The sequence below is a fragment of the Vibrio sp. 1F279 genome, assembly GCF_041439815.1.
GTDB classification, from domain to species: Bacteria; Pseudomonadota; Gammaproteobacteria; order Enterobacterales; family Vibrionaceae; genus Vibrio; species Vibrio tasmaniensis_A.
Genome location: NZ_JBGOOU010000025.1, coordinates 1 through 22,751 on the forward strand (window position 1 = coordinate 1; position 22,751 = coordinate 22,751).

A 22,751-nucleotide genomic window follows, 5' to 3' on the forward strand; every position below is an offset into this window, starting at 1 on the left:
CTTGGAACTTCAAACACTGACAAGTCGCCCCGTGGGTTCATGGGGCGGATACAAAGATTATCTCGCAGTCGTAAGGATATACGACCGCATTTCCGACGTTCGAAAGAGCATGGCAAAATATCGACGCCGTAGCGAACAACAAAAAATCGATGTTGATGCAAGAGGTAGAGCTAATGTCTTATTTTCGACGCGTGATACATTTCACACCACCTTCAAGCAATTTTGTATAACAAAGAACTTTGCGGTTATGATAAATTATCTGCAACATTTCGTTGTTGAAGCGCCTCATGGCATGAGCTTCAACCTGAATCACTTTATTCGAGTTCAGTTGTGCGTCTATTGGAAAAGAAAACTCGGTAAACTGGACTAAATTATCACTATAGAAATCGGTGAAATAACTAAAGTATAACCCCTTCTGTTCACCTTCAATCACGTGGCTAGTATGTGATTTTTGATTAAAGAACAATCGATGATTGATAGTATGATAATCCTCACTTAAAAAGACATCTCCGCTTAGCTTCACATTAAGAGTACTACCATAGAAAAGTTGAATCGTTTTTCCATTCATGAAGTCAGGTACATCTGCGACTTTGAGCATAACGTTAGTCAACGTTGCTACTCCAGCTAGGAAACAAAACGCGAGCAGTATTTTATTGACAGACATCGCGAACCATCCCTCCAATTAGGTAAAAGTTCTCCTGCAAATTAAAAGTAAAGTTCTTGATTTCTTGATCTCCGGTCGATTTACATCGATAGACACAAGAAATATAATAATTACTTACACCAGTGGAAATAAGCAGCTCGGTCACAGAGGTCTCCCTGAGGTGTGAACTTTCATCGCGGAAATAACGATAAAGCGTTTCACTTGCTGGGTTATTGAGGAACATGAAAGTTCTGTCACCTTGTGTTTGAGTAATCCATCGATCCAAAGAAACATTCCAATCAAACGTCCAACGATGTACAGCCTGAGCAGTTTGAAACAAGAATATCACGGCGAAGAATAACGCCAGCAACGCTTTCAGTTGTTGGCGATATTGACGCTCAACCACTTCAAGGGATTTATAATCAGTTTGAGCCTCTTCCGGTACAGAAATGGCTTTTTCCGGTAATTCATTTTGCTCAGGTTCCGCCAATTGCACTACATTTTCAAATAACATGTAACCACGCGAAGGAATGGTTTTTATATACTTCTGCTCTTTGCCGTTATCACCGAAAGCTAGACGTAATTGAGCGATACATTGGGTCAGACTGTTGTCGGACACAATCCGATCACCCCAAACCTGAGTAAACAACTCTTTTTTCGGTACAACCTGCCCTTGATTTGCAATTAAGACTTCCAATACTCGACATTCTGTACCTTTCAGCTTTTTGGCCCTCAAGGTTTTAACATTAACTAGTTGTTCCCGAGCAAGAGGATACAACTGCCATAAAAATTCGCAATTCATACACGTACAACTAATCAATCTACAATTTTCTTAGGTATAACACCTAAGCCTAAAATCATCCCTGAAAGATCATCGCTCGCATACGAACACGTTACTCCATCCTAGAGTACGTCATAAAATCTATCTAATAGTAACTCGAAGGTCATCCCCTCTTTATATAGATGAATTTTAGACTTATTTAATTTAGCTAATATTTGAGCGCATGTTACCCTCTCACCTCATAAAAAACAACGATATAACTAATTTTTATTTACATTTAGTATTAATGCTCTAAATATGAAAACACCATTAACATTTACAGTGCAATTCAACAACAAGCTCGGGAGGGGGGGGGGATATATTATAAATATAGAATTTCACACTGCCTTCTAAATTAACCATCAAGATTACACTCACGATGGAACGTACACTACCCAAGCTCTTACCAACACTACAATAGTTAATTAACTCAATATTTAACCTAGCCCTTAAGTCTGCCATTAAAAATATTAAAAACCAATCTTAACATCACTCAAGTTCATATTCTTAATTACAAATAAGGGTATTAGTTAGCTTAATTTACTTATAAAAAAACCTTGGAATAATATATTCTCCTTTTTGGGAAGTAATCGTAAATGTTGAGATATTTCAACACCCTCGATAATCAAGGTCACATCAATACGTTATGATAGCTTGACCATAAACTTAACTATTTCATTAGCAACGATTTAGTCTTGACATTTCCTTAACAAGGACTTATCAAGTTTAATGGAATCAAAATACTTCCTAGACAAAAGATTAAAATTAGAATAGCCACAACCAAAGTCATCAATAGCAAACCGAAATCCTGCACTCTTGAGTAGATTTAAGTTATCTTTGGTATAATCATGAGCAAGTTCTTCACTATATTCAACAGGTTCGAATATTATTGAACTTATTAATTCAGGGACCAGCTTGGTAACTTCCATTACATCAGTATAAAAACTAATTATACTTAAATCAGAATAACTGATATTAATGCTAATATTAAGTAAGTTTTCTTTGGTGGTTATCGCATATTCTATTAAATTTTTTAAGATCATAATAGTAGTGAATAGTGTAACAAAGATACTCTTTAGATGTATTCATACTATAAACTACGGGTTGATAGAAAAGCTCAAACTGAGCTCCACCTTTTCTTATATCGTGATGCAACGCTTGGATTACTGAACGAGTTTTAACGCTTTTTTCATAATCATGATATTGTAAACATAAACACCATCAGTAGATTGTAGTGACCTTTTTACGCTATAAGCCATTCTTCTAAACAACTGATTTTTATCTTGGGGTAGAACTCGCTGTATTTGTTGTTGTTTGATGATTTCCTTCTCTTTCCAAGGGGTGTTATTTTCGAAAATAATAACTATATACTTCCCTTCAAACAAACCGATAATACTAGGAGAAAGCACTTCGCTAAGATGATTATGTAATTCAGTTTTAATAGTCCTACTAGTTTTTGAATCAAAAAAATTATAGAAATCTTCAGTTCTTCCTACACAGATTACATGTATGACTCGGTGAGTTTTTTACTTTTCTTTAACAGCCCATTTTGAATGTAATTAATGTTTAGCAAATCTGTTTCATCACAAAATAAACGCTTGAGCGTTTGTTTTTTTGTTCTCGCTCCAATCGTCGTTGAACAAACGATAAATTTTTTTCATATCTTAACGATTTTCTATAAAACACCACACACAATGAAAGTGACGTAAGAAAAAGCAAATTAAATAAACTAGTCGTAGACATATGCCCCCTTTAAAAAAGTGATAAAAACCTCACTCAACAGCAAAAAAAATGATTATCATCTTAAATTTGAGAATTAATCAAACAAATTCAAGTCTGACCACTTAAGGTTTAATTATTTAATTTTAAGGCAAAAGAGAATGCTATAGAGCTGTTTCTATTTGATGTAGGAGTACTTAATCACATGCTCGCGACAAGTTACCGTGAAATAAAGCAACAGGGGTACGAATACAAAGGCTACGTTGCTGAAAACTTTGTTCAACAAGAACTTGCAGCACTAGGCTACGAACCGACTTTTTCATGGGGGATGCTAGAGCTGAGATTGAGTTTGTCATTGCCGATGAGGTTGGTCGTATAATTCCTATAGAAGTAAAGAGTGGCAAAAAGACTCGCGCTAGGTCACTGCAATCCTATATATCGAAGTGTAAGCCACACAAGACAATCAAGCTAACAGGAACACAAGGCTCCAATACACTAGAGCAAGAGAATGTTGTAATGCCTTTGTATTACACACAATACTTGAACGACCACCTTAAGGTTCCGATAGAGAGTTAGCCATACTTTAGGTATCTCAAAGCCCCATGGCTTTGAGTTTTCTATTGTTCTTTCATTACATAAAGTAAATCACATTAGACTTTTAATAAGATCGCCAAGTTTGTAAGCATAAAAGCTCACTACTGTAGACTTTTATGTGATAACTCAATGTATTCACCATAAAAGTGAACTTTAATAGACTTTTATTTAAAATCTACGTATAAATAACTTAAAAGTCTACTAAGACATACTTTATTGCATCATGCTATATGGAGGTTCTATGGTTAAGAAAGTAAAAGCAACTGAGTCACCAGATCTAAGCCAGGTGTTCACACCATCACTACTTGGTGAGGCGATCAAAGCAAAAAGAACTCAAAGTAAAATCACTCAGCAAGATGCAGCATTGCTTTCTGGTGTTTCAAAACAAACCTACATAAAAATTGAACAAGGCAGCTCCGATATTAAACTAACCTCTTTAATGAAAGTTGTGTCTGCTCTAGGAATAAAGATATCGATACAACCATGGCAAGACTTAGATGCTTCAGTCTCATCACAGGAGAAAGGTAATGACGTCTGGGTCTAATCAATACATCCTCGATATAGTCTATAGCCAGCAAGTCATAGGCAAACTATCACTGAGTAAAGAAAGTGATGCTCTATCTGTAATCTACAAGCAAGATTGGATTGATAATGGGTTTCCCATATCGCCACACCTTCCATTTAACTCTGATATACCATCAGTCAATATCAGGAGGTTCTTACAGAATTTGCTCCCTGAAAATAAAGGGTTAGATTATTTGATCGACTTTCTTGGCGTATCACGTTCAAACGTATTTGCACAAGTTGGTGGTATTGGAACAGATACATCAGGTGCAATGATGTTCTTATCTGAAGGTGTTTCTCCAGTTCAAACTGAAACCTCTTTCAACCCAATCAACGATAGTGAATTAATTAAGAAACTATCTGACCCTGAGCTTTGGTATTTAGAAATATGGGAAGGAAAACCAAGACTATCAGTAGCGGGGGTTCAATCTAAGCTAAACGTTTTATCTATCGATGGAAACTTAGGGTTTGGAGAGGGTGAACTATGCTCAACTCATATTGTGAAGTTCGAAAAAAATGACCAACAACACCTTGTCATAAATGAATTTGTGACGATGAAGTTAGCGAAGCTAGTTGAACTAGATGTTGCTGATGTTGAGTTGCGGTATTTTGACCAATTTCCAGCCTTAATTGTAGAGAGATTTGATCGAAAGCTATTTAGCTCAACAAGTGTGAAACGAAGGCATATGATCGATGCCAGTCAAGCTTGTAACCTAGGTGTCGATAGAAAGTATGAACGAAACTTAGGTAAACAAAGAGATGTCAGTCATATTCGTGATGGTGTCAGCTTCACCCGACTTTTTTCGGTAACAGAGCAATGTGAAAACCCATTAGTGGCAAAACTAGCGATCCTAAAGTGGGCAATGTTCAATCTCTGCATTTATAACGCAGATGCACATGGCAAAAACTTCAGTTTCTTTGTCCAAAAATCGGGCTTAACACCAACGCCACTTTACGATCTAGTCAATGTAAGGATGTACCCTGAATTTGAGCAGGATCTTGCGATGGCAATTGGGGATGAATTTGACTCAGATTCTATTAATGCCTACCAACTTGTAGAGTTTGCTGACGATTGTGGTATTTCACCAAAATTGCTTCAACAAAGCCTAGTAAAGATCGCAAATGACATTATAAACAACATTGATGATGCTATATCTCTCGTCACTCCGACTTCTGATTCACAATTACCTTATTTAAACCGATACCGTGAAATCGTTGTGGCTAGATGTAAGCACTTCCTTAAACAATCACCACTCATCACTCATCACTGAAATTGAGCTTTAACTTATAGATAAGCTATCTAATCAGAATATAGAAAGCACAAAAAGCAAAAGCTCTTTGTGCTTTCTACTTGATAATTAACGCAGCCAGTTCAGTTACTGATGAGGAAGTTGAACCGATAGAAATTAGATAAGTTTAGGTGTTACTCCATATCACCTAGCACATAATCTTCATCGCTACTGACTACTGCGCCGTGCTTCAAGAAGTTCTTACCTAGGATCATGCTGTATTCAAAGCGAGAGCGATCTTGAAGGTTTACCCTCACCTCTTTCTCTAAGCCACCTAACTTCACCTTCATTTCGACCACAGGGCGAATGTTTACCTTCTCGCCTTTCTTGGCTTTGATGCGCATTACATCAATCACTGGCTTGGTGAAATCTTGCTTATCGCCTTGGTTGTTTTGATAGGTAAAGCTCACCATGTCTTGGCCGTCTTTCTTAAATCGTTTGATGTTGACTGCGTTCATTGAGCTGACATCTGCGCCAGTATCCAACTTGGCCGGGAACTTCATGCCGTTGACTTCAACAACTTCTATATGCCCTACTTTAAATAAAGGCTCCGATTTCAAAAGATAATCAGATCGAGTATTCACATATACCCCATCTTTCGCCATCTTCTTACCCAGAATGAAGTACGCTTCTTTTTCATTGCTGTTAAGCACATCGATAGCAAACTCTTGTTGGCGAACTTTACCAGCTCCCAAAAACTCACCACTTACCACCGGGCGAGTATCATCACCGACCTTAAGCTTCTTAATAATTGGCTTTGTTATCTTCTGCTTCTCACCATTAACATCTGTAAGATAAAATTCAACAGAAGCCTCTTTGCCGTTACCTGTCATTTCAAAACTGTCGACCTTCAACAAAGGCGTGTTGACAGTAAATGAAGCAACAGCCTTCATAGGGAAACCATCTAATGTGATATCTTCTTCCGGTGAGATAATCAGTGGCTCAGTCTTTTTCGCAACCTCGCTGAAATTCTCAGAACCTTCTGAAAGAATATTTTCTGCATTGGTATCAATCATGAAAAGTTCACTGGCAGTACTGGTACCAAATCTCAACTGCGACTCACTACTCGAGCGCTCACGTAGGTACACCAGAACGTCTTTGGTTGTGTTTTCATCGAGTTGAACCGGCACATACACCAAAGGTCTTTTTTTACCACCTACACTTAACATACGAACTAATGGCAGTGTCATCTCTTTCTGCTTACCATCGTTGTCGAACATATCAAACGTCACTTCACTGTTCTTCTTATCTACATCGATGTCTTTCGCATGAAGAATACTGTAGCGATTCTTTAAGGAGAAGGTCGCGTTCATCGCCATTCCCGAGATAGACATCACCTCTTTTCGGCCAACAACCGTCGCGTTTTCCTGCTCCTGCAAATAGTCGTAACCAGCAAACACCAGTGCGTTATCCGCAAGGAAGGTTTTGCCGATCAATACTGGCGCAGAGAAGTGGCTTCTGTCGGTCAGGTTAACGTCTGTTTTTAACTCTTGATCCGCAATGGTGAGCGACATTTTGACGGTAGGGCGAAGCAAAGGCGTGCTGCTGGTGCGGCTGCGTATTATGCTGACACGCTCTAAAGGTGCTTCGATTAATACCATGTCACCCGTACGTGGGTTTTGAACCTTGAAAGAGACCACAGCTTCATATTTTGCAAAGGTACTGCCATCCCAATCATCGTAATCAACATCGGAATTGTTCAACAGGTCTTCGGTTAACGCCGCCATCAACTCTTTGTCTTTGAGGTTTTTGTAGTCGGCATTAGAGCTCTTCACATGAATGTCTTCCGCATGCATAGAAGTGGTTTCTGCACCGGTATCGATTTTACCAATGAAAGGAACGTCTTTTAGCCCTTGAACGCTAGATAGGTATACATTCTCTGTACGCCCTAATACCGCCTTACCATCGAGTTCGTAGGTCGGATTTTGAGTGGTGTGTGAAGTGTCTGTAGCCAAAGAATATTGTGAAAAAAGTAGAGTGCTTAAAAGAGTTAGAGCCAAAGGTATCTTTTTCATTAGTTGGTCCGTTGTGATCAGTTCACTAATAATACTGGCGATTCGGCAAATAGTTCCCCCACCAGCAATGGTTCTCACATAACGTTAACGCTATGAGTTTTTCGATGACAAACCGATGACTTTGCGCAGTATTCGCTTATCGATTATTGACCATTGGATACCCGATAACCTTTTCAATATGTGGTGTTCTATTGAAAAAATAAATACCAAAAAGGCCAACGACAAGCGCTGACCTTAGCGATTCAAAACACACCTGAAGCGAGTTTAACTTGCTAAAACACAAACGGTTCTAGATAAACATAGCACTAAAAAGTGCCGACTGTTTTCTTTGCACAGATAGCTCGAGCTTTTTCTGCGTTCTCGCCTTTATTTTTGATAGAGCACTGTCGATAAGATTCGACGTAGCGCTCAAATAACACTTTGGCTTCAGGTTGTGGTTTAGAGAGCAGTTGGTTAACGAACTTTCTTGAGCCGACCTCAAAATGCTGAGTATCGATTGGGCTATTCCAATCCCCTCCCCAGATCATAAATCCGTGATGAGCAAACAGCTCAACCACATCTTCTGCCATGCCTCGGCGTTCAATTTCATCACGCGCGCGAAAACGAGTACGGTTCACATAGCGAGCCGCAGATTGTGAAGGCTTTACCGTGATTCGTCCGTTGCTATCGAACTCTAAGAAAGGATTTTGAACTGGGTTGATGTCGATTGCCACACCATAGGCATGTTTCGACCAACCTCCTCCGCCTGTAATAGGACGAGCGTTAAACGCGCTACTGTTGTTCGCGTCCATTGAGGCGCTATCGTCACCTTTAAACTCACGCATTAGGCGAGCGGAATGAAGAGGAAAATTGCGCTGTTTAAGCTCTGAAAAGATTTGTTCAACAGCTGGCGCAATAACATCAAGCACGATCATATTGCCCTGTTGCGTCTCCCCTTTGAAATTAATGAAATCGAAATCCACTTTAGATAACCGCTCACAACCAACAGGCGCACCGCTGCTCAATACATTGTTCTTTTTCATCATATCGCATTGCCATTGAGATATAGGCGCAACTTGAGCATAACTCGCAGCACTGAGCACAGTGGCCAGACAGCCGACAATAAAACGTTTCATATCAAAGACTCAAAATAATAAGAGTGGAAAGTAGCAGAAGTTGGAAAATAGCATATTAAGCCAAGTTGAGCGCACGATTTGTTAGCGCGCTTTATTCCAATAGACAATCTCTCTAACTCGTCCGTTCTGATCCTTGTCAGCTTCTCCACCAACATCAGAAAGTTCAGGTAAGGTCGATAATTGCGGAGCGTAATAGGCGATCAACATCAGTACAAAAGCATCGTAAATATCATCTATCGCGACGTCTTTACGCTTGGTATTTGAAATGGACAACGACAAGCCGTCACACCACTGAGGGGCAAGTTGCTGAATAATAGAAAGCCGTTCTTCTTTGCCCTCTTGCGTTCGTTTTGAAAACGTCAGCGGTTCGCCTTTCAAAGCTGCAAACACCACCTCAGGATGTGATTCCCTGATAGAAAGATTGGGATGAGTTTCAATGAGCTCATCAAGCTCACGGATCTTGGGCACAATTCCCCAAGTCTGTTTAGAAAACTTCTTATCAAGCTGCTCCACATTGGCACTGCACGCTGCAACGTAATCGGTTTGGTAAACCGCCTCTCGGCACGGCACTGGAAACACGGAGGAACCACGCTTGTTGGTTAGAAAACGTCTTGCCGCTTTATCGCATAATCTATCTGGAGTCAGTGAATCGCTAAAGCCAATAGGCATATCGATTAACGTTGTTGCTCCCGTAAGGTCATCAACCAACTCATCGAGGGTGTTTACCACTTTAAACGCAGGTATCTCATTGTCAGAGACAATCCAAGCGATCCAACCCGACTTGCAGCCATCAATTCCGATGTATTTCATTATGTTCTCGATGATTAGTTTGTTGAGGGTTATTTGGGATAACTAGCCCACTTAATGATCAGTGCCACTCACTAATCAGCAGTCTGCTTTTTACACCACGTACCTGCAAGCCCATTGCATCGAACACCTCTTCAAAGTCTCGACACTGCGCTGGTATGTTAGGTAACGAAAGCGCGGCTTCTGAAAAGAATTGTTGTTCAAAATGAGCCGAATCGTTCCAAGCGAGTTGCCACCACTCTAGAATCCTCGACTTAGACGAGCGCAGCTTTTCAGCCGTAGGAACTTTATCACTTTTACTTAAGTTCTCTTTGCTTGTAGTAGGAAAGAGGTTCCACTTATCGTTGTTTGGCCAGTAAGCGAAAGGCAAACAGTGATCAACGTGATACTCATTTTTTAATGATTTTCCACTCCACACGCTGACAATGTCGGCACGATCAGATCTAAGTTGCTCGACACGTTTACGCACATCGCGAGTATCATGGTTTTGATCGATCCATACCAAGCAGTCGTGATAAGTCTGTAGTGAAATGCTTCGCTGTCGGTTCAACTCGAAACGCTGCATCTCCATGACCCATTGATTCACCACCAGCGGTTCAATCCACGAGTGGTAGATTCTAAAGCACTCCCACAGGCTTTCATCGAGAGTGAAATAGCCAAAGCTTTCTAAGAACTCACTATCAATGACCAGTGATTCTCGGCTCTTCCGTCGTTTCTGAGGTGGGTATATATCGAATAGTCGGTTGTCTTTCGAGCCTTGATAAATAAAAGTCACAGGCCCTGATTTAATGGTGCTGATCGTTTGTGAAAACAGCTTCTGTAGTGCCTTGGCTTCATCGCCGAGAAACATAGAGCCTATCGCTAGATCATCAGCACTGAGGTGTTTGAGTTTATTCCAACCATCCTCTTTTACAAATCCGAGGCCTTTACTCGTGTTGCTATTTTGCTGAATTCCAGCGCCTTCTATATCGATATCAATCAAACGCTTAAACTGCCTTACCCAATACAGAGCAACTAAGCCCACTGGTAGAGAAATTTTCCCATCCGTTCGATCAATCACAGCGCCTGAATGAGCATCCGCAATTCTCAGTAAGGTTCTTAATAAGGCCAGCTTGTATGTCGCTGACTTATTGTCATTCACAATAATGTGGCGCACCTTGTTCAAGTCACCGGAGCCATCGTCTGGTAGTGTCATCACCACGGTTTGCCACCACACTTCACTGCGGTTCAATGTATCTTGGCTATCATCAACATGACGAACCAACAAGGCGCTGTTTTTTGATAAACGCTCGAGCTCTTCAACTGAGACTTCATAGCCTTGTCGACTGTCTTGAAACTCCCCATGACGTAGAGTTATCACCAACTTGCCATTTGGAGCCAGCAAGTTAGACAACTTTCTAAATGCACGATCTCGATGAGACGAGGCTAAGTGCATCCATACTGCGCTCACCAATATCAAGTCAAAACGCATTCCGAGGTTTTCAATGCGGCTAAGCGAGGGAAGTGAATCATCAATCCAGGTAACACTTGGGCTTGTATATTTCGAGCCTTGTTCGCGTAATGAAGCACTTGGTTCTATCGCAATAACATCAGCTCCGGCTTTGTGCATCCATAGTGCATCACGACCACTTCCTGCACCAACATCTAGTACTTTATCGCCCTCTAAAGGCCAATAAGCTTGCCATCTTTTATGTACCGTCTCGAACGTCACTGAGTTGTACTGTTCACAAAGTGTGTGAGCATTTTTATCGTAAAAAGGAATCGATGAGGACATATGCACTATTGGGGTAAGGAGTCTATCTCAATAGTAATGGGGAGCTTAGGCGATTGCTAGCAAGTCATGTAAGTTCAGCCACACCAATCAATATTTATCGTTAGTGACTGTTTTATATCAATATCCACCTAATGAGCTCATCAGGCGAGTCACATCACGAATCAGTTTCGTCAGCAAAACAAAAACAAACAAGGTGCAAGCTGACGTGCGAACAGAGATAATTGTTTGAAGATGATTAACTCGCCTCAAGTACCTAACTGATAAAGACTAATGACCACATACTCACACATAGACACCCCGTTCAACCTGCGCCACACCTGTTGGTTTTGTGGTGAACCTTCCAATGATGTTGTTGAATTCCCTAAGACTGCACAAGCTATTGCCAAGATAGACTATTCACCGATTGCACTGCCAGCTTGTAAGGAGTGCGCGAGTGTTAGGTATGCAAAAGATCTAACTTCAATTTGGGCTGTGCGCGACCAGATAAAACACGCACTCATCGATAAGTACGCAAAGCACTTAGGGATTGGTGAAAATTGGACGGAACAAGAGCTCATTGATTCAGATTTCTCGGGCTCGACACTTGGCGGGTTTGGGCGCAGTGCTTGGAAGATGTATCAAATCGCCAAGCAGCGAGTCGACTATAAAGGTTGGCCTTTATCGGTTGATGACATTGTAATAGAGGTCTACGACGAAACCAGTGGCTTTGAATTTGACGGTACTCGTTATGCTTCAATCAATTCGTGTATCGATTATTTCACCAAGGCTGCGGGCGTAGACAAAGAGCTGCTATCGCAACTTGTCGACATCGTTTCAACAGACCGTTTTAGCTACGCGCTTCGAATCGCTAAGCTGAATAAGAATGTCTCTAATACCAAACGCTCAGAGATCATCGAAGAGGTGTTACAGCAAGAGTCTGAACAAGAAGAGATACTGCTTGAACAAGCTAATTCACTGTTCAACCCAAATGTCGAAGAGGTCAGCATTTCAGGTTCGACGGCTCCGGTGTTCGCTATTCAATGGGCAATGATGAATAACGTTAAAGATTTAGCTCACCTTTGTTCACTCGAAGATGATTATTTTGACTATTTCGAACATCTTGGTGGCCCTGCAGCTTTCATGTCCTATAACGGCCTACAACTCTATTTAGAGTCGCGTCAAGATCCTGAATGGGTAGAAAAGTCGGATCCAAATAAACAGTATTGGTGAACATGCCTACCTACTGGTGAACACGTGTAAGCTCGATGATCGTGTCAAACACCCATTGTTAGTCATTGTTTTATATAAAGATCTAAAAACAGCCCCCTATAACAGTTAATTGTTGCAATTCGGTTAAATAGAGTGAAAACTTCAAGCATCTAAAACTATTTAATCACTGCAATCTTGCGGTGAGTAAGGAGTGAATTGTGCTTGCTGTTCTTCGTATTATTTTGGCTACGGTGTTTATTATTTTCACCACTCTATGTGCTTTTGTTTACTGCTTGTTTAGCCCCAAGAACCCTAAGCATGTGTACGTTTTCTGCCGTTGGTTCAATCAACTCCAAAAGATCGTCGGTGTAAAACTGGTGCAGCGCGGCCTAGACAATGCGCCGACATCAGAAAAAAGCGTCTACATCTCTAACCACCAAAGCATATTAGACTTTGTGACTGACCCTGGGATGCTAAGGCCTCGTACCGTTTCTTTAGGCAAGCGCGATTTGTTGTATGTGCCTTTCTTTGGGCTGCTGTATTGGATCACCGGTAACATCATGATTAACCGCGAAGACAAATCCAAAGCACGCGATACCATCAAGCAAGTGGCGGAAGCCATTCATCAGCGAGATCTGTCTGTTTGGGTTTACCCTGAAGGAACGCGCAGTAAAGGGCGTGGATTACTGCCATTCAAAACGGGCGCTTTCCGAATGGCTATTGAAGCCGGTGTGCCTATCACCCCGATGTGTACCAGCACCACACACAATAAGATTGATCTCAACCGAGTTAATAATGGCATTGTGATCACCGAGATGCTTGCGCCTATAGATGTATCCGGATACAAGCTCAGCGACGCAAGAGAGTTAGCAAATCGCTGTCACGCACTCATGGCTGAAAAAATAGCAGAGCTTGATGCCGAAGTCGCTCGTTTAGAGGCGCAACAAAACCCAGAACTGGATTCAGACGGTTCTTCCGCGCGCTAACAAGGTAGTTACAGAAGGAACAAGAACTAACTCGCAACGAACCCACAGAGTCATTGCTCAGTTACTTAAAAAGACACTCAACGATCGCAACTCTCATTGTTCTTGTTTTACTTGCTGGCGCTTATCCGCACAATAAAAACAGGCGTTAATGGCTTTATAGAGTAATGGGAGTAAACGATGGAAGTGATTCACCATGGCGGCAAACATACCGTTACAGGATCTTGTCACGAATTAAGAGATTCAGGCCAAGCGGTTCTCATCGATTGTGGCCTTTTTCAAGGAGAAGACACCCGCCCTCTTGATATTGAATTTGAAACGTCTCACCTTAACGCTCTGCTGCTGACTCATACTCACATTGATCATATTGGTCGATTACCTTGGTTGCTTGCCAGTGGCTTTAACCAACCAATTTATTGCACGCAAGCCACCGCAGAGCTCGCTCCTTTAATGATTGAAGATGGCTTAAAACTGCAAGGGCTCAGCAATAAACAATCAAAGCTGATACTCAAAAAGATTCATTCGTTGATAGCTCCCAAGCCTTACGGGGATTGGTTTCCCATCACGTCCACACAACAAAACAACGGAAAGGATCATCATAGGCCAAATACTCTGTATGCTCGTTTTCAACCTGCAGGGCATATCTTAGGTTCGGCCTATATAGAGATTAAGTTACCAAGCCAAGAGGTAGTGGTCTTTTCAGGCGACTTGGGCCCTAGTAACACGCCACTGCTGCCGGATCCAAAACCACCACAACAAGCCGACTATCTGTTTATCGAATCGACTTACGGCACTAGCACGCACGACGATATTGCTCCACGCTCTGAACGCCTCAAAGCAATTATTGACCGTTCGTTACTCGATGGTGGCGTCATCCTGATCCCGGCATTTAGTATCGGCAGAACACAAGAACTGTTGTTTGATATTGAAAACTTGATCTTTGAGCATCAACTCAGCGCCGATATTCCTATCATCCTCGATTCGCCTATGGCAGAGAAAGTAACGCGTTCATACCGACGCTTTAAAGAGTTATGGGGGCAAGAAGCAAAGCAGCGCCTTGAAGTGAAACGTCACCCACTCGCTTTTGAGCAATGCATTACTGTTGATGGGCATAGAATGCACAAGAAAATCGTTAACCGCCTCAAGTCGACAGGTGAACCCGCGATTGTGGTCGCAGCTTCTGGAATGTGTCAGGGCGGCAGGATAATGAACTACTTATCCGCTTTGCTTCCCGATAAACGGACGGATGTGATTTTAGCGGGCTATCAAGCACACGGAACGCTCGGACGAGAGCTGCAACAAGGCGAAATGCAGGTTTCTATTGATAACAAAGACGTTGAGGTTAATGCTCAAATTCATGGCATGTCTGGCTATTCTGCTCATGCCGATAAAGAGGATCTCAATCGATTTATAGAGGGCATCGCGACTCCACCAAAAGAGGTGCATTTGATTCACGGTGAGCCAAATACTCAGTCTGAGTTCGCTAAAGAATTACAGGAGCAAGGGTTCGTGGTTGTTTGAAACAGGCATCAACAAATGAGCCACTTTCACTAGATCAATGTTAAAGCCTTAATTATCGAACCTTAAAAAATACAGTCTCTTAGACCAGCTCGTTCACGCGATGTAGGTGATATATTCCAATCAAATCCATCTCACCACTCATATATCAGCCGTTCATGCTAAGTGGCTTTAACCGCTGTTTTACGCAATTTCGTCTCTTGTGCACACCTACCCTTCTTCTGCGCACCTCCCCACCCTTTTGTATTAATCACTATTTATTCACTTTGCAAAACACCAGCCGCAACAATCTGTTGCATAACAAGTTAAATGGAACGATTATCGAATTAGCACTAAGCATTAACAAACACCCTCTATAACTTGCTTTATGTCACAGTAATCCCAATGCGCAGTTAAATAATTTAACACTCGGGTTACAAGTGAAGTATTGTGTTGTTCGAAAAACAATCATAAGCAAAACTAACAGGGAAAATACTCATGCAGTCGTTCGTTGATTTTTTGAATGGAATAATCTGGAGCCCAGTACTTATCTACCTATGTTTAGGTGCAGGTTTGTTCTACTCCATCATGACTCGATTTGTTCAAATCCGTCACTTCTTTGAAATGTGGCGCTTGCTACTTTCGGGTAAAAGCTCATCAAAAGGCATCTCGTCTTTCCAAGCTCTTGCCGTTTCGCTATCTGGCCGTGTAGGTACAGGTAACATTGCAGGTGTTGCTGCCGCTATCGGTTTCGGTGGCCCAGGTGCAGTATTCTGGATGTGGGTGGTAGCTTTCTTTGGCGCGGCGACTGCTTACGCAGAATCTACGCTGGCGCAAATCTATAAAGAAGAAGATGAAGGCCAGTTCCGTGGTGGTCCGGCTTACTACATTGAAAAAGCAATGGGTCAGAAGTGGTACGCATGGATCTTCGCTATCGCGACTATTTTTGCATGTGGTATTTTGCTTCCAGGTGTTCAGTCAAACAGTATAGGTAATGCTGTAGAAGCTGCATTTGGCTCAGGTGATATGATTGAAACAGCTATCGGTACATTCAGTTTCGCTAAAATTTTCACTGGTACTGTTGTTGCTATCATCCTTGCTTTCATCATCTTTGGTGGTGTTAAACGTATCGCGAACTTCACACAAATTGTCGTTCCATTCATGGCGTTGGCTTACATCATCATCGCATTCGTTATCATCCTACTAAACATCAGCCAAGTTCCTGTTGTTTTCGGAATGATTTTGGGTGATGCATTCACTCCTATGGCAGGCTTTGGTGCTGCAATCGGTTGGGGTGTTAAACGTGGTGTTTACTCAAACGAAGCAGGTCAAGGTACTGGTCCTCACGCGGCAGCTGCGGCAAGTGTTGATCACCCAGCTCAGCAAGGTTTGGTTCAAGCGTTCTCTATCTACATTGATACTCTTCTAGTATGTTCTGCTACAGCGTTCATGATCATCATCACTGGTGCTTACAACGTTCACGGCGGTGCTGAAGGTGTATTCCTTGTTCAGAACCTAGCAGCAAACATCGGTGCGAATGGTCCTGTATTTACACAGCTTGCTATTGAAAGTGCACTGCCAGGCATTGGTAAGCCGTTCATCGCATTTGCTCTGTTCTTCTTCGCATTTACAACGATTCTTGCTTACTACTACATCGCAGAAACGAATATTGCTTACCTACGTCGTACCATCAAGATCCCTGGCATGATGTTCGTACTTAAGCTTGTTCTTATCACTGCAGTTTTCTATGGCACCGTTAAAACAGCGAACCTTGCATGGGCAATGGGTGATGTGGGTGTTGGCTTGATGGCATGGTTAAACATCGTTGGTATTCTGATCATCTTCTTCATGTCTAAGCCTGCGCTTAAGGCTTTAGCAGACTACGAAGAACAACAGAAACAAGGTGTGACTGAGTACACATTCAACCCTGTAAAACTAGGCATTAAAGGTGCAACTTACTGGGAAGAGAAGTACAAGCGTAAAACAGGTAAGTCTCCTGAATCTGAAGTTGCAGACAGTAAACCTGTAGAGCAACCTTCAGCTTAAGCTTGACTTAGCAAATAGATCGCTTTAACTCGCGCTATTAATAACGCATAAAAAAGGGGTTAGCCATTTCGGCTAACCCCTTTTGTTTTGTTCATAAAAATCGCAGTTTATAACGAGCTCATTACTTATAACGAACTGACTGCTTATAACAAACTAACTGTTCCCAAGCTAGAGCGTTAAGCAGCGATCTCTTGAGCCGTCATTTGAGGCGCTTTTTTCTCACCGATTGGCAGTACTGTGCGGCCATATTCGTTGTTGATTACTTGTGCCATTGCAAAGTAGATAGCTGACGCACCACAGAAGATACCTTCAAAACCAGCGATAGTACCGATCAGTTCGCTGCCTGTGAAGTCACGAGCGGCAAGTAGGAAGAACAAAATAGTAAGTGAACCGAATACTACTTGTTTCGCTACTGGGTAGCATAGAGAACCAATGAACATGAAGCCAGTAAAGATGCCCCATAGTAGTAGGTACCAACCCATAAACGCTGCTGGACTTGCTGGTAGGCCCATGTAAGGCATTACGATTAAACCAACCAAAGATAACCAGAATAGACCGTAAGAAGTAAACGCAGTTGTACCGAACGTGTCACCACGTTTGAAACACATTGTGCCCACGATAACTTGGCTTAGACCACCGTAAAAAATACCCATAGCAAGAATCATTGAATCGATTGGAAAGAAACCTGCGTTATGGATATTAAGAAGTATAGTAGTCATACCGAAACCCATTAGGCCAAGTGGTGCCGGGTTCGCCAGTTTTGTTGACATTTTGCGCGCCTTTAAAAAAAGTTAATAAAATTTGTACGCAAATTTTAATCCGAACGGCATAAAAAGATAGATCGCTAAATCGCAATCTTAGATTGCATCGTTCGCCAGTTCGGCTTTCGTGATGATTTCAAGTATCTCGCCAACTCGTTTAGGGCTTTGTTCCATCAAGACCGCTTGAACCTCGGGCTTTACACACGCTAACCACTCTCCCGAAGGTTCTTGGTTAAACTTATCCATTGGGCCCATACTTTGGCTCCATGCACCACGGATATCAACCGTATCTTTGTGGCCATCGTTGGTCGTAAAATATGAAAATTCAAAGGTTGTCGCATCTACAGATGTGATTTGGCCAGATGCCCCCCACGGCGCAGAAAGTTCGATCATAGGACCGATAGGATAGCTTTCACCTTCAATTTCTACAGAAGTTGCTTCACCAATGTAAATTTGAGCGTTATTGGCTGACTCTGAGACAGTGAAAGGTAATGATGTTGATACAGAATTAGGACCTTGAGGCGCAGCTTGCTTTAATAAGAATTGAACGATTGACGGGTATGCATTAACAGCAGCATCAACTTCCCCAACAGACTCCATACAGCCTTCGTAATTCATAATGCCTGTACTATCGACACCTTTAATTAAAGCGCCTTCAAGTGTTTGAATAACATGAATTTGGTTACCTTGCTCCTCTATAGACGTGATTTGGCCTACAGGACTTTTTAATACTTGATAACGCTGAGCAACAATACCTTCAGAGCTCGTTTCAAAACTCAAACTGCCATAATTACCCCAGCCCAAACTTTGCTCGAGACCTGACTGCGGCGTACTGTTGCATCCAGTAACTCCAGTTACCAATAACGCAAGAATAGATAGCTTTAACTTCATTTTAATTGCCCTGTAATCGAATTATTCACGAACACAGTTTATCGATAAATGGAAAGCACTACTGTAATAGAAAGTAAGGGAAGTGTCGTATAACTGTCACTGAACAAGCAAGCCTCTAGGAGGCTTGCTTAAGTCAATTATTTACAACTAATTTCATCCCAGAACCAGTTCGATTGAACAGGGCTTTCCCAGACACCCGGTCCGTTTTTAGCCACGAAGCACTTGCCATTATGTGTCACCTTATCGCCATTGCTCACTTGGCTAACACCCGCTTGCCATGTGATAAACACCGATGGATCAACAACGACAGGCGGCTCAGTCACAGGTGGTTCAACCGGTGTTGGGTCTACCGGAGCAGGATCGACAGGTGTAGGGTCAACTGGCGATGGATCTGTCACTACGGGTGGTGTTGGCTCACCCGCTACTAATTTCCAAGGGCCGCCATTGGCAGGATCATCCCCTTGAGTCCACCACTTAGCTTGATAAGTCGCGCCGTTGTGAGTGACTTGGTCGCCAGCATTGTAAACTTTCGTTACACTCCAACCATTGCCTCCGGGGTTAGTACCAGGGTCAACCGGATCAAGCTTATCGACCACTTTCACTTCTGGCCAACTCGCATGTGATCCATAAAAATTGGTCACACACTTCTCATAATCTCCGGCCACCAAGGCTGAATAAGCGGTTTGGAAACCAACAAGCTCACACTCAAATGAATAGCCTTCTGGGCGGTCTGCGTAGTATTTCCAGTTACCATCCCAGTTGGTGTACAACACATCAGTCGCACCATTCAAGTTCAAGCTTCCATAAGGCGTTTACTGCCAACATGTATTGGCTTCATCCGCTTCTACAGGGATCAGATAATGCGCAGCTAATCCTTCCCAATAACGAATTCGGTTAACCGGTTGGCCTTTGTCTTTGTTCTGCTCACCACACTCGATACCACCATTAATTACGTTGATTGTGGTACCAAACCCATAGCCAATTCCCGCATCCAACTCACGCTGAGAGGGTGTCCAAGTGCGGTCAATAACGTGCAGCATGGCAGGTTTAGGAGCTTGAGGTGTAAGGAAGAACCAGATAGCAGAAGCCAAGTTCAACCATGAATCAGCAACCAAACCTGGGTTATTCAATAGAACCGTCGCATCACCATCGAACATAACTTCCGAGAACGCACCGTAGTTAAAATGGTAAGAAAGCTGTTTAGCACCACGTCCAAAGTAACCCTGCCCTGCCGCACAAGGCCAACGTGCATTCTGCCAATCGTTCTGACCACAACCGGTGGTGTAACCCTCTTGACCTTCTGACCAACCCATTTCACGAACATGCACCAGCGCTTGCTGCCACTCTTCTAGAGCTAATGGGTTATCAGAGGTGTTATCTATTGCGATGTGCCCGCCTGTTTCTTGAGCGAAATGAGCAAAGGCCGTGATGATGGATTTTTTACAGATGGCGTCTGAGTCTCGGCCATCAGTGTACTCTCCACAGAAGGCTGGGAATTTACCAATCGCCCGTAAGAAGCGAGTGTACGTGTATTCTGGCGCAGCCATCTGAGTGAGGAAGTCCCATTCAGATTGAGGGAATACACGCTCGACTCGTTTCACGTTTTCAGGATTCGAGGCTAAACCCGGTTCAATAGCTTCAACAATACTATTGGGACGAGTTTGTAATGCTTGTGACCAGATCGCATACATAGGATCGGATGTTTTCGCTTGTTCAGCAGCTTGCAGTGCAAACTTTTCAACAAGGTAGCCATTCGGGTTTTGCGGATCAGGTTGAATGTTCAAAGACGCGTAACTTTGTGCTGCTAAAGTGCAGCCAACAACTGTCGCCAAATATTTGATTTTTAACATGATGGATTCTCTTATCTGTCCTTAATAAGTCCATCAAAGAATATGCGGCGCATGGGAAATGAGCCAGTCGTTACCATGTGAATTTATAAAAAGTGCGAGTGACACTTTTATGTATCCTTCAACACAACAAAACGTCTCATTGTTTCTTGAGGTGATATCTAACTTCCAACGGATTTGGTTGCTCGTTGTAGATGTAAATCCTTAATCTCCCAAATAAAAAGAAAAAAGCCTCGAACAAAGTTCGAGGCTTAAGAGCTTAATCAAAACTGGTTAAATCTCTAAGAGATTATTCCCACTCGATAGTTGCTGGTGGCTTACCAGAAATATCGTAAACAACACGCGAAATACCGTTAACTTCGTTGATAATACGGTTAGAAACCTTACCTAGGAAGTCGTATGGTAGGTGTGCCCAGTGAGCAGTCATGAAGTCGATAGTTTCTACTGCACGTAGAGATACAACCCAATCGTACTTACGGCCATCGCCCATTACGCCAACTGAACGTACTGGTAGGAATACCGTGAATGCTTGAGATACTTTGTGATAAAGGTCAGCAGCGTGAAGCTCTTCAATGAAGATAGCATCAGCACGACGCAGTAAATCACAGTACTCTTTCTTCACTTCACCAAGTACACGAACACCTAGACCTGGACCCGGGAATGGGTGGCGATAAAGCATGTTGTATGGAAGACCAAGCTCTAGGCCGATCTTACGTACTTCATCTTTAAACAGCTCACGTAGAGGCTCAACAAGGCCCATTTCCATATCATCAGGAAGGCCACCAACGTTGTGGTGAGATTTGATTACGTGTGCTTTACCTGTCTTAGATGCTGCAGACTCGATTACGTCTGGGTAGATAGTACCCTGAGCAAGCCATTTAGCATTCTTCAGTTTCTTAGACTCTTCGTCGAAGATATCTACGAATACGTGACCGATGATCTTACGTTTCGCTTCAGGTTCAGCTTCGCCTTCCAGAGCGTTAAGGAAACGATCTTCCGCATCAACTTTAATGATGTTTAGGCCGAATTGGTCACCAAACATCTCCATAACCTGCTCACCTTCGTTTAAACGAAGAAGGCCGTTATCTACAAATACACATGTCAGTTTGTCGCCGATAGCGCGGTGAGCAAGCATTGCTACGACTGATGAATCAACACCACCAGAAAGACCAAGGATAACTTCGTCGTCACCTACTTGCTCTTTAATACGTGCAACTGCATCTTCAATGATAGATGCTGAAGTCCACAGACCTTCACAACCACACGCGTTAAGAACGAAGTTCTCAAGCATTTTTAGGCCGTTTTTAGTGTGCGTTACTTCTGGGTGGAATTGAACACCGTAGTATTTCTTCTCTTCGTTTGCCATTGCAGCGTATGGGCAAGTATCTGTCTCTGCGATTTTTGTGAAATCAGCAGGGATTTCAACCACTTTGTCACCGTGGCTCATCCAAACATCTTGAGTTGTCTCAAGGTCGGCGAAAAGTGCAGATTCACCCGTCACTTGTACAGCCGCGTAGCCGAACTCGCGCTCAGTAGATGTTGCTACTTTACCGCCAAGTTGCTCAGCCATAGTTTGCATGCCGTAGCAGATACCGAAGACAGGAACACCTGAATCAAATACGTACTGAGGTGCACGTGGAGAATTCTCTTCCGTTACACTTTCAGGGCCACCAGATAGGATGATACCGTCTGGATTGAATTCACGAATATCCGCTTCTTCTACGTCCCAGCTCCAAAGTTCACAGTAAACACCGATCTCACGAATACGACGAGCTACTAGCTGTGTGTATTGAGAACCGAAGTCCAGAATTAGAATACGTTGGTCATGAATATTTTTAGTCATTGTAAGCAGTCTTATTGGCTATGTGATAAAACGGAGGCGAGTTTACTCACCTCTGATTAACTCTTCAAGAAATAAAGCAAACGTTTTCGTTGGTTATCTGTAACCTCGTGTTTTGAGAAAATCAGACTTTCTGCAAAACAGGCGGTAGATATAATACCAATCACAGTAAGTAAGTGTTCAGTAGTAGCGCTGGAAAAAAGCTTGAGAACAAGGCTGCTCTATTCAACAAAGAGTTCTGATAAGTAGTTATTCTACAATCAAAAATTCTAACGAAGTTATCGAGGTTTTTAACAAGCTAGGATGATCAGTTATTTACTACGATTGGTATATTAATGTGCCGACTAAATCAGCACAT

The 22,751-nt window shown here is 42.4% G+C and carries 16 protein-coding genes and 2 pseudogenes; 8 read left to right on the forward strand and 10 right to left on the reverse strand.

What is annotated here, in order from left to right; translation table 11 throughout:
- Positions 1-370: hypothetical protein (locus ACED60_RS17030; protein WP_371728047.1), on the forward strand; the 370-nt coding region annotated here is incomplete at its 5' end.
- Between the two features lie 280 nt (positions 371-650).
- Here the strand turns inward: ACED60_RS17030 and ACED60_RS17035 are convergent.
- The gene (locus ACED60_RS17035) at positions 651-1,445 is read right to left on the reverse strand and encodes a transcriptional regulator (RefSeq protein WP_135385388.1); all 795 of its coding nucleotides are present in this window, start codon (positions 1,443-1,445) and stop codon (positions 651-653) included.
- Between the two features lie 707 nt (positions 1,446-2,152).
- Positions 2,153-2,506, reverse strand: coding sequence for an EAL domain-containing protein (locus ACED60_RS17040; RefSeq protein WP_371728048.1), 354 nt, complete (start codon positions 2,504-2,506; stop codon positions 2,153-2,155).
- 830 nt (positions 2,507-3,336) lie between these two features.
- Between ACED60_RS17040 and ACED60_RS17045 the strand changes: the two are divergent.
- The 3 genes and pseudogenes from ACED60_RS17045 to ACED60_RS17055 all read left to right on the forward strand — a co-directional run.
- Positions 3,337-3,758 (forward strand): annotated as a pseudogene (locus tag ACED60_RS17045) (DUF4143 domain-containing protein); the annotation flags it as partial.
- A 259-nt stretch (positions 3,759-4,017) separates the two neighbouring features.
- Positions 4,018-4,320, forward strand: coding sequence for a helix-turn-helix transcriptional regulator (locus tag ACED60_RS17050; protein ID WP_009848316.1), 303 nt, complete (start codon positions 4,018-4,020; stop codon positions 4,318-4,320).
- Complete coding sequence (locus ACED60_RS17055) at positions 4,304-5,611, forward strand: HipA domain-containing protein (RefSeq protein ID WP_371728049.1); 1,308 nt, start codon at positions 4,304-4,306, stop codon at positions 5,609-5,611. Before ACED60_RS17050 ends, ACED60_RS17055 begins: the two co-directional genes overlap by 17 nt.
- A 152-nt stretch (positions 5,612-5,763) precedes the next feature.
- Here the strand turns inward: ACED60_RS17055 and ACED60_RS17060 are convergent, their stop codons facing one another.
- From ACED60_RS17060 to ACED60_RS17075, 4 genes are all read right to left on the reverse strand, one after another.
- Positions 5,764-7,644, reverse strand: a complete 1,881-nt coding sequence (locus tag ACED60_RS17060) for an ATP-dependent zinc protease (RefSeq protein WP_371728050.1) — start codon at positions 7,642-7,644, stop codon at positions 5,764-5,766.
- 305 nt (positions 7,645-7,949) lie between these two features.
- A complete protein-coding gene (locus ACED60_RS17065) occupies positions 7,950-8,759 on the reverse strand; it encodes a M15 family metallopeptidase (protein WP_135382702.1) in 810 nt (269 codons plus the stop codon).
- Positions 8,760-8,840: 81 nt separating this feature from the next.
- The gene (locus tag ACED60_RS17070; RefSeq protein ID WP_135382703.1) at positions 8,841-9,569 is read right to left on the reverse strand and encodes a DUF429 domain-containing protein; all 729 of its coding nucleotides are present in this window, start codon (positions 9,567-9,569) and stop codon (positions 8,841-8,843) included.
- A gap of 58 nt (positions 9,570-9,627) precedes the next feature.
- Positions 9,628-11,340 (reverse strand): bifunctional 2-polyprenyl-6-hydroxyphenol methylase/3-demethylubiquinol 3-O-methyltransferase UbiG, encoded by a 1,713-nt coding sequence (locus tag ACED60_RS17075; RefSeq protein WP_135385396.1) that lies wholly within the window; start codon positions 11,338-11,340, stop codon positions 9,628-9,630.
- A gap of 270 nt (positions 11,341-11,610) precedes the next feature.
- Between ACED60_RS17075 and ACED60_RS17080 the strand changes: the two genes are divergently transcribed.
- The 4 genes from ACED60_RS17080 to ACED60_RS17095 all read left to right on the forward strand — a co-directional run bounded on the left by ACED60_RS17080 (position 11,611) and on the right by ACED60_RS17095 (position 17,054).
- Positions 11,611-12,549: a hypothetical protein gene (locus tag ACED60_RS17080; RefSeq protein WP_371728051.1), complete on the forward strand. Its 939-nt coding sequence runs from the start codon at positions 11,611-11,613 to the stop codon at positions 12,547-12,549.
- Positions 12,550-12,746: 197 nt separating this feature from the next.
- Positions 12,747-13,514, forward strand: a complete 768-nt coding sequence (locus ACED60_RS17085) for a 1-acylglycerol-3-phosphate O-acyltransferase (protein ID WP_371728052.1) — start codon at positions 12,747-12,749, stop codon at positions 13,512-13,514.
- Positions 13,515-13,691: 177 nt separating this feature from the next.
- Positions 13,692-15,032, forward strand: a complete 1,341-nt coding sequence (locus tag ACED60_RS17090; RefSeq protein WP_371728053.1) for an MBL fold metallo-hydrolase — start codon at positions 13,692-13,694, stop codon at positions 15,030-15,032.
- Positions 15,033-15,506: 474 nt separating this feature from the next.
- Positions 15,507-17,054, forward strand: coding sequence for a sodium:alanine symporter family protein (locus ACED60_RS17095; protein WP_102556377.1), 1,548 nt, complete (start codon positions 15,507-15,509; stop codon positions 17,052-17,054).
- A gap of 176 nt (positions 17,055-17,230) precedes the next feature.
- On the opposite strand, the gene ACED60_RS17100 is transcribed toward ACED60_RS17095, so the two are convergent.
- The 4 genes and pseudogenes from ACED60_RS17100 to guaA all read right to left on the reverse strand — a co-directional run bounded on the left by ACED60_RS17100 (position 17,231) and on the right by guaA (position 22,396).
- The gene (locus tag ACED60_RS17100) at positions 17,231-17,824 is read right to left on the reverse strand and encodes a GPR1/FUN34/YaaH family transporter (RefSeq protein ID WP_009848306.1); all 594 of its coding nucleotides are present in this window, start codon (positions 17,822-17,824) and stop codon (positions 17,231-17,233) included.
- Positions 17,825-17,911: 87 nt separating this feature from the next.
- Positions 17,912-18,706 carry a hypothetical protein gene (locus ACED60_RS17105; protein WP_017098063.1) on the reverse strand — a complete coding sequence of 265 codons (795 nt, stop codon included), beginning with the start codon at positions 18,704-18,706 and terminating at the stop codon, positions 17,912-17,914.
- Between the two features lie 137 nt (positions 18,707-18,843).
- Positions 18,844-20,556: pseudogene (locus ACED60_RS17110) on the reverse strand (chitinase).
- A 286-nt stretch (positions 20,557-20,842) separates the two neighbouring features.
- Positions 20,843-22,396, reverse strand: a complete 1,554-nt coding sequence (gene guaA, locus ACED60_RS17115) for a glutamine-hydrolyzing GMP synthase (RefSeq protein ID WP_017099594.1) — start codon at positions 22,394-22,396, stop codon at positions 20,843-20,845.
- Positions 22,397-22,751 lie beyond the last annotated feature (355 nt).